General features: G+C 71.1%; 12 protein-coding genes. All 12 read right to left on the reverse strand.

Annotation, left to right across the window (positions count from 1 at the left end; translation table 11 throughout):
- Positions 1 to 14: 14 nt before the first annotated feature.
- On the reverse strand, positions 15 to 1,256 hold the full coding sequence (locus EV383_RS26300) for an MCE family protein (RefSeq protein ID WP_130292410.1): 1,242 nt from the start codon (positions 1,254 to 1,256) through the stop codon (positions 15 to 17).
- Complete coding sequence (locus EV383_RS26305) at positions 1,253 to 2,551, reverse strand: MCE family protein (protein ID WP_130292411.1); 1,299 nt, start codon at positions 2,549 to 2,551, stop codon at positions 1,253 to 1,255. The genes EV383_RS26300 and EV383_RS26305 overlap by 4 nt, the downstream gene beginning before the upstream one ends.
- On the reverse strand, positions 2,548 to 3,915 hold the full coding sequence (locus tag EV383_RS26310) for an MCE family protein (protein ID WP_130292412.1): 1,368 nt from the start codon (positions 3,913 to 3,915) through the stop codon (positions 2,548 to 2,550). Before EV383_RS26310 ends, EV383_RS26305 begins: the two co-directional genes overlap by 4 nt.
- Positions 3,915 to 4,883: an MCE family protein gene (locus EV383_RS26315; protein WP_130292413.1), complete on the reverse strand. Its 969-nt coding sequence runs from the start codon at positions 4,881 to 4,883 to the stop codon at positions 3,915 to 3,917. The genes EV383_RS26310 and EV383_RS26315 overlap by 1 nt, the downstream gene beginning before the upstream one ends.
- Positions 4,883 to 6,154, reverse strand: coding sequence for an MCE family protein (locus EV383_RS26320; protein ID WP_130292414.1), 1,272 nt, complete (start codon positions 6,152 to 6,154; stop codon positions 4,883 to 4,885). The genes EV383_RS26315 and EV383_RS26320 overlap by 1 nt, the downstream gene beginning before the upstream one ends.
- Positions 6,151 to 7,602 (reverse strand): MCE family protein, encoded by a 1,452-nt coding sequence (locus tag EV383_RS26325; RefSeq protein WP_130292415.1) that lies wholly within the window; start codon positions 7,600 to 7,602, stop codon positions 6,151 to 6,153. Before EV383_RS26325 ends, EV383_RS26320 begins: the two co-directional genes overlap by 4 nt.
- A complete protein-coding gene (locus tag EV383_RS26330; RefSeq protein WP_130295057.1) occupies positions 7,599 to 8,429 on the reverse strand; it encodes an MlaE family ABC transporter permease in 831 nt (276 codons plus the stop codon). Before EV383_RS26330 ends, EV383_RS26325 begins: the two co-directional genes overlap by 4 nt.
- Positions 8,430 to 8,454: 25 nt before the next feature.
- The gene (locus EV383_RS26335; RefSeq protein ID WP_130292416.1) at positions 8,455 to 9,234 is read right to left on the reverse strand and encodes an MlaE family ABC transporter permease; all 780 of its coding nucleotides are present in this window, start codon (positions 9,232 to 9,234) and stop codon (positions 8,455 to 8,457) included.
- Positions 9,231 to 10,547, reverse strand: a complete 1,317-nt coding sequence (locus EV383_RS26340; protein ID WP_242623324.1) for an ABC transporter ATP-binding protein — start codon at positions 10,545 to 10,547, stop codon at positions 9,231 to 9,233. Before EV383_RS26340 ends, EV383_RS26335 begins: the two co-directional genes overlap by 4 nt.
- Positions 10,548 to 10,886: 339 nt before the next feature.
- On the reverse strand, positions 10,887 to 11,465 hold the full coding sequence (locus tag EV383_RS26345; RefSeq protein ID WP_130292417.1) for a TetR/AcrR family transcriptional regulator: 579 nt from the start codon (positions 11,463 to 11,465) through the stop codon (positions 10,887 to 10,889).
- Between the two features lie 37 nt (positions 11,466 to 11,502).
- Positions 11,503 to 13,044, reverse strand: coding sequence for an acyl-CoA synthetase (locus tag EV383_RS26350; RefSeq protein ID WP_130292418.1), 1,542 nt, complete (start codon positions 13,042 to 13,044; stop codon positions 11,503 to 11,505).
- 34 nt (positions 13,045 to 13,078) lie between these two features.
- On the reverse strand, positions 13,079 to 14,488 hold the full coding sequence (locus EV383_RS26355) for an aldehyde dehydrogenase family protein (RefSeq protein WP_130292419.1): 1,410 nt from the start codon (positions 14,486 to 14,488) through the stop codon (positions 13,079 to 13,081).
- Positions 14,489 to 14,515 lie beyond the last annotated feature (27 nt).

Here is a 14,515-nt window from a genome sequence, read left to right on the forward strand (position 1 = left end):
CGGGGGCACAGCCGTCAGGAACCGCCCAGGATCTGGGCGAAGTCGGTGACGAGGGCCGGCGACAGGATCGGCCCGCCCGCGACGGGGTCCGGTCCGGCCGCGGGGGGTGGTGCCGGGGTGTCGCCCGCGTCCTCGGACGGCATGGGGGTCTCCGCCCGGGGAACATTCTGCATTCCCCGGACGCTGGTCACGCTGCCGGGTGGCTCCCCGCAGAAGGCGCCCGAGTTCACCGGGACCTCCGAGACGTCCTGGGCGCTACGTCGTGTGGTGCCCTCGTAGCCGCGGGTACAGACCGGCGGGTTGTTGATGTTGAGGGCCAGACCCAGGTGGGCCGTGCCGTCGCCGGGCAGCACCTTCGGTGCGATGGCGACCAGGCCGGGGTAGGTGACCAGGATCTGCTTGAGCGCCGCCTGACGGGGCTCGAGCACCTCGGAGACCTCGCGCAGGTTCGCGATCGACTCGCCGAGCCCGGGCCCGCTCTCGCGCAGCAGCCCGCTGATCTGGTCGCCCGCCTCGGGCGCGTTCTGGATGATCCGGCGCAGGTCCGGGTCGGAGTCCTTGAGCTGCTGGGTCACCAGCTTCAGGCTCGCGGCGAACTCCTTGAACTGCGGGGCGGTCTCGTTCTGCGTGGTCAGCACCGGGCGCGCGTCCCGGATCAGCGCCGTGGTCTGCGGCAGCGCGTCGATCCCGGCCTGGGTGAACTGGCCGGTGGTGTCGAGCAGCTGCTGCAACGGCTGGGCGGTGTTCGCGAACCCCTGGCCCGCCTCGTCGACGACGGTCCGCAGGGAGTCCAGCGGCACCGTCTTCACGAAGTTGTCCAGGTTCACCACGAGGTCCTCGACGCCGACCGGCGTCGTGGTCCGGTTCACCGGCACGACCGACCCGGCGGCCAGCGTCGGGCCGCCCTCCGGTCCGGGCTGCAGGTCGACGTACTGCTCGCCGATGGCCGAGAGGTTGCGGATCTCGGCCGCGGTGTCCGACGGGATCGACGGCGCCGAGTTGTCGATGTCGAGCTGGACGTCCACCCCGGCGTCGGTCAGCGTCAGCGGGCCGACCCGGCCGACGCTGACACCCCGGTAGGTGACGTCGGCGCCGGTGAAGATGCCACCGGAGTCGGCCAGCTGCACGGTGACCGGGTAGGTCGTCGCGCCGAAGACGCGGTCGAGTCCCGCGTACCGGAACCCGGTGTAGCCGATGCCGATGATGGCGACCAGAGCCAGGGCGAGCAGCTGGATCCGTACGGTCCTCGAGATCACGAGCCACCTCCGAGGAGTCCGCCGAACAGACCGCCGCCACCGCTGTCGCGGGTGGGTGCGGGGGTCGTGGTCGGGCTGGGGGTCGGGGCCGGAGCCGGGGTCGCCGTGGCACCGGGTGCGGCCGGGGCCGGCGGGGCCGGGGCCCCCGCCGCGGGCGGGGCGACGGTGTCCGGGACCCCGGGGACGGGCGCCGGCTGACCGTCGGCCCCGAGCAGGGGCGCGAGCAGCCGCGCGTTCGGCGGCAGCTGCGCGGTCAGCGGGTTGTTCGCCAGCGGGGTCTGGTTGCTGGCCAGGATGTTGTTCAGGATGACGCCCAGGTCCAGGTCCGCGGTCACGTACAGGTTCGTGTAGTCACCGGCGACCGCGTCGGTGGCGTTGTCGGTGAACGGGATCGTGAGCAGCAGCTGCAGCGAGTCCGGCAGGTCCTGGCCGGAGTCGGCCAGGTTGCGCAGGATCGGACGCAGGTTCTCCAGGTCCGCCAGGACGTCCTCGCGGCTGCGGTTGATCACGTCGGTGGCCACGCCGGAGAGCCGGTCGAGGGCCCGGAGCATGTTCACCAGCTGCGCGCGCTGCGACTCCAGCTCGCGCAGGCCGGGGCTGAGGTTCTGCAGGGCGTTCTCGATCGACGGCCGCCGCTCCACCAGCGTCGCGGAGAGCTGGTTGAGCCCGTCCAGTGCCCGGTTGATGTCCTCCTTGCGCGAGTCCAGCGCACCGACCAGCCGGTTCACGTTGTCCAGCAGCTCGCGCACCTGGGGCTCGCGCCCGGACAGTGCCTTGTTGAGCTCGGTCGAGATCGTCTTGATCTGGGCCACGCCGCCACCGTTGAGCAACATCGACAGCGCGCCGAGGACCTCCTCGACCTCCGCCGCGCGACCGGCGTTCTGCAGCCCGATCCTCCCGGACTCGGCCAGCGTGCCGGGGGCGGGCTGCGCCGGGCTGGAGAGCTCGACGAACTTCTCCCCCAGCAGCGACGTGGTCCGCACCTTCGCGTCGGCGTTCGCCGGCAGCGTGACCCCGCGGTTGACCAGGACGGTCACCACGGCGTTCCAGCTGTTCGGCTCGACCGCGATCGTCTCCACCGAGCCGACCGGGACGTCCCCGACCCGGACCAGCGACTGCGGCACCAGGTCGACGACGTCGCCGAACTCGATCTGCACCGGGTACGGGTCGTCGCCCAGGTTCGCGCCACCGGGCAGCTGCACGCCCTTGAGCCCGCCGGAGAGGGCGCCGCAGCCGGTCGCGGTGAGCCCGACGACCGTCAGCAGGGCCACCAGCCGGGTGATCCGCCGGCTCATGATCCGCCTCCGAGGAGTCCGCCGAAGAGACCGCCACCGGACGGCTCACGGGTCGGTGATGCGGGCGCCGAGGTCGTCGGCGCGGGGGTCGCGGACGGGCCGGCCGCCGGGGCGGGCGTCTGCGGGTTCGCGCCCAGCGGGGCCAGCAGCGGGGCCGCCGGGTCACCGGTGGACGACAGCGGCGTACCGGGCAGCGGGTTCAGCGGCAGCCCTGGCGCGGCCGGCAGCCCACCCTCGGTTCCGGGCGGCGCGATCGGGTTGGGAAGGATGCTCAACCCCGACAGAATGTTCGTGCAGGCGGTACCAAGGTCCCCCACAATCGGCAAGGGCATTCCGTCGGGGCCCTTGGGCTGCTGCGACTGAGCAAACTGGCACACCAGGTTCGGCAACGGCTGGGACAGCTCGTTGAAGTTCACCCGGGTGTCCAGCGTCTCCGAGGAGCCGTTGTAGATGTTGGCCAGGTTGCCCAGCGCCGCCGGGGCGACATCGGTGATCTCGGCCAGTGCCTTCTGGTGGTCCACGATCTCCTGGCTGACTCCGGCCAGCTTGTCCACGTTCGACTTGAGCGTGGCCCGGTTGTCCTGCACGAAGCCGGCCACCTCGCCGAGGGCGAAGGACAGCTCGCGCAGCGACGTCCCGAGCTCGCCGCGCTGCGAGGCGAGGAAGCTCGTGACGTCGGCGAGCTTGCCGTTGAGCTCGCGCACCCCGGGGTCGTTCTCCTTGATGGTGGCCACGAACTTCTGCAGCTCGGTGATCGTGCCGAACAGGTCCTTCGACGACCCGTTCAGCGTCGCACCGAGACCGCCGAGGTTGCGGATGGTGTCGTTCAGGGCGCGGCCGTTGCCGTCGAGGTTCTGCGCGCCGACGTTGAGCGCGTCGGACACCGCCCCGGTCGAGTTGGCACCCTGCGGGCCCAGGGCCCGGGACAGCTCGGTCGCGGTGCGGGTCAGGTCGTCGACGCCGAGCGGCACCGCGGTGCGCTCGACCGGGACCGGCTCGCCCTGCCACTGCGGTCCCCCGGTGTAGGCCGGGGTGAGCTGCACGTAGCGCCCGGTGACCAGGCTCGGCGAGACGATCGCGGCCTTGACGTCGGCCGGGAGCACCACGTCGTCGTCGCTGATGGTCATGTCGACGCGGACCTGGTTGCCCTCGGGGGTGATCGTGTCGATCTTCCCGATCGGCACGCCGAGCATCCGCACGTCGTTGTCCGGGTAGAGCGCCGAGGTGTTGGTGAAGTACGCCGTGATCGGCCGGCCGGACCCGGAGGTCACCAGCCAGATCCCGGCCGCGACCACGACGGCGACGATCCCGACGAGTGCGACGAACTGGATCTGGCGCCGGTCGTGGGCCCAGGTGGTGGCCATCAGCAGTCACCGCCGATCGGGCCGATGGGCGGCGGGAGCAGCCCGCAGGTGTAGTTGTCGAACCAGCGGCCGTTGCCGAGGGCGTTGCCGAACACGCGGACGAACACCGCTTCCTTGTCGAGCACCTCACCCAGGTTGTCCCGGTTGCGCTCGAGCACCTCGAGCACCTTGTCCAGGGTCTCCAGCGTGGGGCGCAGCTGCGCCTGGTTGTCCGCGACGAGTCCGCGGAGCTGGACCGACAGCTTCGTCACGCCGTCGAGCAGGGCGCTGATCGCCTCCTTGCGGCGCTGCAGCTCGCCGAGCAGCAGGTTGCCGTCGTTGATCAGCCGGACCACGTCGCCGCGCCGGTCGGCCAGCGTCGTGGACAGCTGCCGGGTGCCGGCCAGCAGCGACTTGAGCTGCGCGTCCCGGCTCGAGATCGTCTGCGACAGCCGGGAGAGACCGTCGAGCGAGCCGCGCACCTCGGGCGGGGTGTTGCGGAACGTGTCCGACAGCGTGGTCAGGCTCGCCGCGAGCTGCTGGGTGTCGAGCTGGTCGATCGTGCCGGACAGCCCGTTGAAGGCGTCGACGACGTCGAACGGCGACTTGGTCCGGTCCCGGGTGATGACCTGGTCCGGGTCCTGCTCGCCGTCGCCGCGCGGGTCGAGCGCGAGGAACTTCGAGCCGAGCAGGGTGCGGATCTCGATCGAGGCCGTGGTCCGGTTCCCCACCCACGCGTCGGTCACGGTGAAGGTGACGAGGACGTGGTCGCCGTCGAGCTCCACGCTCTGCACGCGACCGGCCTCGACGCCGGCCACCGTCACCTGGTCGTCGGCCTGCAGGCCGGCGGCCTCCGGGAACTCGGCGGAGTAGGTCGAGCCGCCCCCGAACAGGGCCTTGAAGTTGAACGCGGCCAGTGTGATCGCCAGGATCGCGACGATCCCGATCGTGGCGACGAGCACCGGGCGCTTCTCTCCGGGCTGGGCCATCAGTTGCCTCCCGTCTGGGGCAGCAGCGGCGCGACCGGGTTCTGGCTGGAGTCGGTCTCGCGGGGCTCGGAGGTGGGGAGCGGGGCGCTCACCAGGCCGTCGAGCGAGGACGTGGTCGGCTCGGCGGGCATCGCCGGCCCGGCGGCGCGGTTGTCCGGGGTCGTCCCCGGCCCGGCCGGAAGGTCACCGTTCGCGGCGCTCAGGCCGTCCTGGTCCGGGTCGGCGCCACAGCGGGCGGCGTCGTCCTTCGGGAGCTCGAACGGGATCTTCGGGATCGAGAACCCGGGCAGGCCGGGCACCTCGTTCACGCCGATCTGGCCGCCCACCTGGCAGAGGTAGAACTGGAACCAGCTGCCGTAGCTGCCGACCCGCCCGATCTTGTTCAGCTTGTAGGGCGAGAACTGCAGGAACCGCTCGACGGCGGGCTGCCCCTGGTCGAGCTGCGTGGCCAGGTCGCCCAGGTTGCGGATGTCGTCGCGCAGCGGCGGGCGTGCCTGCTCCAGGAAGTCGCCGGTGACCTGGGTCAGCGTCCCGATCGACTGCAGCGCGTTGCCGATCGGCTCACGGTCCTGGGCCAGCCCGGACACCAGCGCCTGCAGTGAGCTGATCAGCTCGTTGAGGCCCTGGTCGTTCTGGTTCACCGTCTGCAGCACCAGGTTCAGGTTCGTGATGACCTGGCCGATCACCGCGTCGCGGTCGGCGATGCTGTTGGTCAGCGACGCGGTGCTGGCCAGCAGGCTCTGCACCGTCCCGCCCTCGCCCTGCAGGACCTGCACGATCTCCATCGACAGCTTGTTGATCTGCTCCGGGTCCAGGCCCTGGAACAGCGGCTGGAACCCGTTGAACAGCACGGTCAGGTTCAGGGCCGGGCGCGTGCGCTCCAGCGGGATCGACGCGCCGGCGGGCATGACCTCGCCGGTCGGCCCGGTGCCCTGGTCCAGCGACACGTAGCGCTGGCCGATCAGGTTCCGGTACTTGATCGTGGCGTTCACCGAGGCCGGCAGCTGCTGGCCGGAGTCGACGTTGAAGTTCACCAGCGCGACGCGCTGGTCGACGATCTCGATGTCGGACACCGAGCCGACGACGACACCGGCGATCCGCACGTCGTCACCGGGCAGCAGACCGGTCGCGTCGACGAACCGCGCGCTGTAGTCGGTGGTCGTGCCGCCGCGGGAGTTGGCGATCGTCAGGCCGAGCACCGTCGTCAGCAGCGCGGTGATCACGGCGAAGACGAGGAACTTGACCAGGGCTCCGATCGGGAGGCGACTCACGAGACCTTCACCTCCGCGCCGCGCATCATCGGCGCGACCATCATCGTGCTCCAGGCGGGGACGGCGGTCGGCGAGCCGCCGCGCTGCACCGCGAGCAGCTCGGAGACCACCTGCTGCTCACCGGGAGAGTTGCCGACACCCATGTCCGAGCCCGTGTAGGAGCTCGGGGTGATCCCCGGCAGGACACCACCCAGCGGTGTGGACGACAGCGGCGTCACGGGAAGGACCGGGAACGGTCCGGCACCGTTGATCGCGCTCTGGTCCTGGATCAGGCCGAAGCTGTTCGTCCCGTCGTAGGTGCCGAAGCTGTCGCCGAAGTCGTCCGGGTTGCCCATCGGCTGCCCGACCGGGGCGGGGCCCGGAACCGAGCCGTCCCGGAACGGGCCGTCCGGCGGGTACTGCGTGCCGTCCGGGGTCGGGATGTCGTAGCAGCGCGGGCCGCGGTCGTCCTCGTAGCGCGGCTCGTCCTGGTTCGGCAGGTACTTGCCCTTGTTCGCGACGATCTCGAGCGTGATGTGGATGCCCGGCTCGTCGTTCGGGTGGACCGCCTCGTTGATCTTCGGGATCAGGTCCACGAGCTGGCCGGTCAGGCAGGGGAACTCCGGCGAGTAGCGGGCCAGCGTCTCCAGCGTCGGACGGCTCGAGCTCGCCAGGCCGATGATGTTCTCGCCGTTGGCGTCGAGGAACGCGCGCAGGTCGTCGGATGCGGCGGTGACCGAGCGGTAGGTGTTCCGCAGGCCGTCGCGCTGCTCGACGATCGTGCGCAGCGTCGTCGTCAGGTTGTCGGTCGAGTCCAGCAGGTCCGGCGCGGCGTCGGAGAGGTTCTGCGAGAAGTCGGCCAGCTGCCGGAGGTCCTCCTGCAGATCCGGCACCGCGGGGTTGAGCCCCTTGGTCAGCGTGTTGAGCTGCTCCAGCGTCGTCCCGAGCTGGTCGCCGCGACCCTGCAGGGCCGAGGACAGCGAGCCCAGCGTCGACGCGAGCTGGTCCGGCCGGACGGCCTGCAGCAGCGGCAGCAGGTTGTCGAGGACCTGCTCGACCTCGCGGGCGGACTGGCTGCGGTCCTCCCCGATCACCTCGCCGGCCGCGAGCGACTGGCCCGACGGCGCGGGCGGCGGGACCAGGGACACGAACTTCTCGCCGAACAGCGTCTTCGGCAGCAGCCGGGCGGTGACGTTGGACGGGATCTGGTCGATCATGTCCGGGTTCATCGTCATCTCGATCGTGGAGCTCGGACCGGTCGTGGAGACCGACTCGATCTTCCCGACGATCAGGCCGCGGACCTTGACGTCGCCGCGCTCCTGCAGCTGCGTACCGGTGCGGTCGACCTGCAGCGTCACCGGGACGCCGGCCTCGAACACACCGTTGTACTTCGCCACCGACAGGCCGAGCAGCCCGACGATGACCACCACGAACACCAGTCCCTGGAGGACCTTGCGCGACGACCTCATCCCGCGACCCGCACGGAGGTGTCGGTGCCGAACATGACCAGGGTGAGGAAGAAGTCCAGGATCGCGGTGCTGACGATGGACAGCCGCACCGCGCGGCCGACGGCGATGCCGACGCCGGCCGGTCCGCCCTTGGCCCGGTACCCGTAGTGGCAGTGGATCAGGATGATCACCGCGGAGAAGATGATGACCTTCAGGTACGAGTAGAGGACGTCACTGACCGGTAGGAACAGGTCGAAGTAGTGGTCGTAGGTACCACCGGGCAGCCCGTTGATCAGGGTCACGTTCAGCCGGGACGCGGCGAAGCTGGCGAGCAGGCCGATCGTGTAGATCGGGATGACCGCGATGATCCCGGCGATCACCCGCGTGGTGACCAGGTACGGGACGCTGGGCACCGCCATGACCTCCAGCGCGTCGATCTCCTCGGAGATCCGCATCGCGCCGAGCTGGGCGGTGAACCCGGCGCCGAGCGTCGCGGTCAGCGCCGACGCGGCGACCAGCGGGGCGATGTCGCGGGTGTTGAAGTAGGCGGTGATGAAGCCGGTGAAGGCCTCGACGCCGAGCGAGTCCAGCGCGCGGAAGCCCTGCAGGCCGACCAGCGACCCGACGAACAGCGACAGCGAGGCCATGACGCCCGCGGTGCCGAGGATGACGATCAGCGCGCCGGACCCGAAGGAGACCTCGGCGAGCAGCCGGGCCACCTCCTTGCCGTAGCGGCTGACCGTGCGCGGGATCCACAGGATCGACCGGATGTAGAGCGAGAGCTGGTCGCCCAGCTCCTCGAGCTGGTCGAGCGGTGCCTGCAGGCCGCGCCGGAGGCGCGCACCCAGGGGCGAGGACGAGATGGCCACTGGTCTACAGCCCCTTCGGCGGCACGAGCTCGAGGTACAGAGCCGTCAGCACCAGGTTGAGCATGAACACGAGGACGAAGGAGATGACGACGGACTGGTTGACCGCGTCGCCCACCCCCTTGGCGCCGGGCGGTGGGTTCAGCCCGCGATAGGAGGCGACGATGCCGGCGGTGAGGCCGAACAGGAACGCCTTCAGCTCGCTGACGACGATGTCCGAGACCTGCGCGATGGCGGAGAAGCTGGCGATGTAGGCGCCGGGCGTCCCGCCCTGGATGATGACGTTGAAGAAGTAGCCGCCGCCGACGCCGACGACCGTGGCCAGCCCGTTGAGCACGACGGCCGTGGTGGCCATGGCCAGCACCCGCGGTACGACGAGGCGCTGGATCGGCGAGATGCCGAGCACCTCCATCGCCGCGATCTCCTCGCGGATGGTCCGTGCGCCGAGGTCGGCGCAGACGGCGCTGCCGCCGGCGCCGGAGATCAGCAGCGCGGTGACGATCGGCGCGGCCTGCTGCACGATCGCGAGCACCGAGCCGGCGCCGGTCTGGGACTGGGCGCCGAACTGGCGGGTCAGCTCACCGAGCAGCAGGGCGATCGTCGCGCCGAAGGGGATCGTGAACAGCGCGGTCGGCAGGGCCGAGACCTTCGTGACGAACCAGGTCTGCTCGATGTACTCGCGCAGCTGGAACGGCGGCCGGAACGCCTGCTTGAGGATGTCGGCGCCGAGGCTGAACAGCTTCCCGACCGGCGTCAGGGCCCGGGTGATCGGGCTGGGGGCGCTCACGAGTCCTGGCCCTTGCGGCCGCCGAAGAGCCGGAACGAGTGCCTGCCCTCGGCCGCGCCGCCCTCGGCCGCGCCGCCCTCGGCCTTCCCGCCTCCGGACTCCTGTCCGCGGTCGGGCGCGACCTCCTCGGTGATCCGCGGGTGCACGTCGGTGGGGCGCTCGTCGTCGGCGGCAGCGGGCTCCGCCTGTCCGGAGGCCGGGACGGCCTCGGTCGGGGCGGACCCGTCGGTGGCCGGCACGACGTCGGTCTGCTCGGACGCCTCCGGTGCGGGCGCGCTGCCGGCCACGACCGTGACCTGCTCGCGCTCGCGGTTCTCCGCCCACGGCGAACCGCCCGCGTCGCCACCGTCGGAGTTGGCGTAGGAGCGGCGGATCGCGTCCTGGGCGGCCTGGGGCAGCTCGTGCATCATGCCCTCGACGCGCTCCCGGCGGCGGTGCACCGCGGCCCGGTCCGGCATCCCGGGCGAGGTCTCGAGCTGGTCCTTCATCTCCGGCAGGCCGTCGAGCTCGCCGGCCTCGGCCATCTCCCGCTCGGCCTGCGCGGTGTCCTTCTCCTCGGACATGCCGATCGGGCCCTGGCGGCGGCCGTTGAGGAACTGGGCGACGACCGGGTCGTCCGAGGTCAGCAGGACCTCGCGGGGACCGAACATCGCCAGGTGCTTGCGGTAGAGCATCCCGATGTTGTCCGGGACGGTCTGCGCGGTGTTGATGTCGTGGGTGACGATCAGGAACGTCGAGTCGGTCTGCGCGTTCAGGTCGATGATCAGCTGGTTCAGGTACGCGGTGCGCACCGGGTCCAGACCCGAGTCCGGCTCGTCGAACAGGATGATCTCCGGGTCCAGCACCAGCGCGCGGGCCAGCCCGGCGCGCTTGCGCATACCGCCGGAGATCTCACCGGGAAGCTTGCCCTCGTCGCCGGCCAGACCGACCATGTCCATCTTCTCCGCGACGATGTCGCGGATCTGGGTCTCGGACTTCTTCGTGTGCTCGCGAAGCGGGAAGGCGATGTTGTCGTAGAGGTTCATCGACCCGAACAGCGCGCCGTCCTGGAACAGCACCCCGAACAGCTTGCGCAGGTCGTAGAGCCGCGACTCCGAGCACTTCACCAGGTCCGTGTCGTGGATGACGATCGAGCCCTGCTCGGGCTTGAGCAGCCCGATCAGCGTCTTCAGGAACACCGACTTGCCCGTACCCGACGGGCCGAGCAGCACCGACACCTCACCCGGGGGGAGCGTCAGTGTCACATCGGACCAGATGTTGGCCCGACCGAAGGACTTCGACAGCCCCTCGACCTTCACCTCGACACCGGTCACCCGCCGCCTCCTTGCGCCTGCTCCGAAGTCAACGCACCGCCTGGGCGGGGGCGCACGCGAGCCGGTGGGCCCGGCGTGGCCCCGACCGGTGCTGATCGATCAACGAGGCGGGCGCCCGTCGGTTACTTCCAGGTAGGCGAAAGGGCGCGTTCGATACCACACCGTAATTTATGTTATGGCGACTCTGCGTCGGAGAGTGACGACGAGGAGTAGGCGCCACCCGCACGACATTGGGCCGTCCCGCCGAACCGGTTGCACCGTGCGGACGGTCACACTCTGCTCAGACCAAGATCGATAACGAGAGCGTTGCGCGGCATGGACACCACCCGAACGGCGGCGTCACGCCGGTCCGGGCAGGCCCACTCCGGCGTGCTGCATGATCATGGCCTGGTAGTCGTCGAACAGCTCCCGGAGCAACGCCGGGTCACGCGGGGAACACGTCTGCTGGAACCCGGCGAGAATGGACAGTCCGAGGACCGCGAGCCGGCCGGCGACCTCCTGGTCGCCGACCACGCCGGCGATGACCTGCTCGACCGCCATCCGCCGCTGGGCGTCGACGCGGCGCTGGGACCGCCCGACCTCGGGGTCCATCGAGGACCAGGCCCGGATCGCCGCCTCCGAGTCGTGCGGCAGCTCGACGGTCAGCCGCTTGAGCACGACCATCCGCTCCACCGGGTCGGTCGTGGCGCGCGCCATCTCGACCACCCGCGAGGTCTGCTCGGCCTCCCAGTACTGCAGCAGGGCGCGCACGAAGCCCGCCCAGCTGCCGAAGTGGTGGTAGAAGGACCCGCTGGTCACGCCGAGGGCGCGGCACAGCGGGCCGATCTTGAGCCCGGCCGCGCCGTCGCGCGCGAGGATCGTCATCGCCGCGCCGAAGTACTGCTCGGCGGCGATCTGGCGCCCGGATCTCCTCGGCACTGCCACCACTTCCCCGTCCCGCGGCGCGGGTAGTCGTTCAGACGCCCGGACGGTACCGGTCGCGCAGCTCCCGCTTCACCAGTTTGCCGGTCGGAGTGCGCGGAAGCTCGTCGACGAAGTCCACCGAGCGTGGGGTCTTGTAGCCGGCGATCCGCTCGCGGACGTAGGCGATCAGCGTGTCCGCCAGGCCCGGTCCGGGGTCCACACCGGGCGCGACCTGCACGACGGCCTTCACCGACTCCCCCATCTCCGGGTCCGGCACACCGATCACGGCGACGTCGTGCACGGACGGGTGCAGGGTCAGGACGTTCTCGATCTCCTGCGGGTAGATGTTCACCCCGCCCGAGATGATCATGAAGGACTTGCGGTCGGTCAGGAACAGGAAGCCGTCGTCGTCGACGTAGCCCAGGTCGCCGGTCGTGGTCCAGGCCGGGTGCTCCGGGTGCTGCGCCTGCGCCGTCTTCTCCGGGTCGTTGTGGTAGACGAACGGCAGCTCGTCGCGCTCGAAGTAGACGGTCCCGACCTCGCCGGGCGGCTGCACCTTGCCGTCGTCGTCGCAGATCCGGACGTCGCCCAGGACCCCGCCGCGCCCGACCGACCCGGGACGGGCCAGCCACTGCTCGGAGTCGATGAACGTGATGCCGTTGCCCTCGGTCGAGGAGTAGTACTCGTACAGGACCGGGCCCCACCAGTCGATCATCGCCTGCTTGACCTCGACGGGGCACGGCGCGGCGGCGTGCACGGCCACCCGCAGCGACGACACGTCGTAGCGGGCGCGGACGTCGTCGGGGAGCTTGAGCATCCGGACGAGCATCGTCGGCACCCACTGGCTGTGCGTGACCCGGAACCGCTCGATGGTCGCCAGCGCGCCCTCGGCGTCGAACCTCCCCATCACCACGACCGTGCCGCCCAGTGCCTGCACGACACCGCCGAAGCGCAGCGGCGCGGCGTGGTAGAGCGGGGCCGGGGACAGGTAGACGGTGTCGGCGCCGAACCCGTACATCGCCCCGAACACCGCGACGTAGGGGTCGCCCGGCTCGTGCACCTGACGTTCGGGCAGCGGCGGGCGGATCCCCTTCGGACGTCCGGTGGTCCCCGAGGAGTAGAGCATGTCGCCGCCGCGCGGCTGGTCCTCCGGCGCCTGCGCGGGGTGCCGTCCCAGCTCGGTCGCCAGGTCGAGGTGCCCGGTCACCTCGCCACCGAACGCGAGCCGCAGCGTCACCGTCGGCGTGACGTCCGCGACGGCGACGGCGAGGTCGGCCTTCGACGCCGAGACCACGACGGCGCGGGCGCCGCAGTCGTCGACGATGTAGGCGGCCTCGTCCGCGGAGAGGTGGTGGTTCACCGCGGTGACGTAGAGACCCGAGCGCAGCGCGGCCCAGTAGACGACGAAGCAGCGGATGTCGTTGTCCGAGAGCAGGGCGACGCTGTCGCCGCGGCGCAGACCGGCCTCGCGCAGCACCGCGGCCAGGCGCACCGAGTCGGCTTCGAGCTCGGCGTAGGTGAGCGTCTCGCCGGTCTCGGCCATGATCACCGCCGCCTTGTCCGGCGTGGTGACGGCGTGGGCACCCGGGTACATGGGTGGTTCCTCTCCAGGGGTGGGGGCGGGCCGGTCAGAAGAAGCGGCGCAGCAGCTTCTCGGTCGCGGCGGTGTAGGGCGGGTAGATGAAGCCGGGGTCCGGGCGGGTCGGCTTGGTCAGCACCGAGCGCCGGTGCGAGAACGTCTCGAACCCGAACCACCCGTGGTAGGCGCCCATCCCGCTGCGTCCGACACCGCCGAAGGGCAGCTGCGGCACCAGCACGTGGAACATCAGGTGGTTGACGACCGTCGCCCCGGCCGGGACCTCGCGGGTCACCCGGGCCACGGTCTCCTTCGACCGGCTGAACACGTACGCGGCCAGCGGCTTCGGCCCGGAGTTGACGTGCGCGATCGCGGCCTCGAGGTTCTCCACCGTGACCACGGGCAGGATCGGCCCGAAGATCTCCTCGCGCATCAGCCGCGAGCCCGGGTCGGGGTCGACCACGATCGTCGGCTCGCCGGTGCGCGCCTCCGGGTCGAACGTCCCGCCGGCCGCGACCGTGCCGCCGCAGTCGGTCAGCAGCCCGGCCAGCCGGGTCGCCTGCCGGGAGTCGACGACGCGCAGGCCGCCGGTGGCACCACCGCGGAACTTCCGTGTCGCCTCCGCGACGGCGGCCACGAGCCGGTCCCGCACCGCGGCGTCGACCAGCAGGTAGTCCGGCGCGACGCAGGTCTGGCCGGAGTTCATCAGCTTCGTCCAGGCGATCCGGCGCGCGGCCACCTCGACGTCGGCGTCCGCCGCGACGATCACCGGGCTCTTGCCGCCGAGCTCGAGGGTGACCGGGGTCAGGTGCGGCGCGGCCGCGGCCATCACCTTCGCCCCGACCTCCGGGCTGCCGGTGAAGAACACGTGGTCCAGGCCCTGGGCCAGGAGCGCCTGCGTCTCCTCCGGGCCACCGGTGACGACCGAGACCGCGTCCGGGTCGAGGTACTGCGGCAACAGCTGGACGAGCAGCTCGGCGATCGCCGGCGCGTACTCCGACGGCTTGACGACGGCGCAGTTGCCCGCGGCGAACGCCGCGACCAGGGGCGAGAGCGTCAGGTAGGCCGGGTAGTTCCACGGCCCGATCACCAGCACGACGCCGAGCGGCTCGTACTCGTAGCGCGCACGTCCGGGCTGGACCGACAGCGGCAGGCCCACGCGGCGCGGCTTCATCCAGCGCGCGAGGTGCTTGCGGGCGTACACCGACTCCGCGGTGGTCGGCGCGAGGTCGGCCAGCCAGGCGTCGACGGCCGGGCGTCCGAGGTCCGAGGCCAGCGCCTCGGCGAACTCGGACTCGCGCTCGACGAGCATCCGCTCCAGCCCGCGCAGCTGGACCACCCGCCACGACCGGTCCCGGGTACGGCCGCCGGCGAACGTCGCGCGCAGGCGGGCGACCTCGGCCGACGGGTCCACGGCCCCGGTGCCCGGTGCACCCTCCGTGCCGGTCACGGTTGCGGTCATCGACGACTCCGTCCCTCGATCTGTTGG

Source organism: Pseudonocardia sediminis (genome assembly GCF_004217185.1).
In the GTDB taxonomy this organism is placed as follows: Bacteria; Actinomycetota; Actinomycetes; order Mycobacteriales; family Pseudonocardiaceae; genus Pseudonocardia; species Pseudonocardia sediminis.

Coding starts and splice junctions, on each gene's coding strand:
- EV383_RS26305 (WP_130292411.1), bottom strand. CDS start 2,551: ATGAGCCGGCGGATCACCCGGCTGGTGGCCCTGCTGACGGTCGTCGGG.
- EV383_RS26310 (WP_130292412.1), bottom strand. CDS start 3,915: ATGGCCACCACCTGGGCCCACGACCGGCGCCAGATCCAGTTCGTCGCA.
- EV383_RS26315 (WP_130292413.1), bottom strand. CDS start 4,883: ATGGCCCAGCCCGGAGAGAAGCGCCCGGTGCTCGTCGCCACGATCGGG.
- EV383_RS26325 (WP_130292415.1), bottom strand. CDS start 7,602: ATGAGGTCGTCGCGCAAGGTCCTCCAGGGACTGGTGTTCGTGGTGGTC.
- EV383_RS26350 (WP_130292418.1), bottom strand. CDS start 13,044: ATGTACCCGGGTGCCCACGCCGTCACCACGCCGGACAAGGCGGCGGTG.
- EV383_RS26355 (WP_130292419.1), bottom strand. CDS start 14,488: ATGACCGCAACCGTGACCGGCACGGAGGGTGCACCGGGCACCGGGGCC.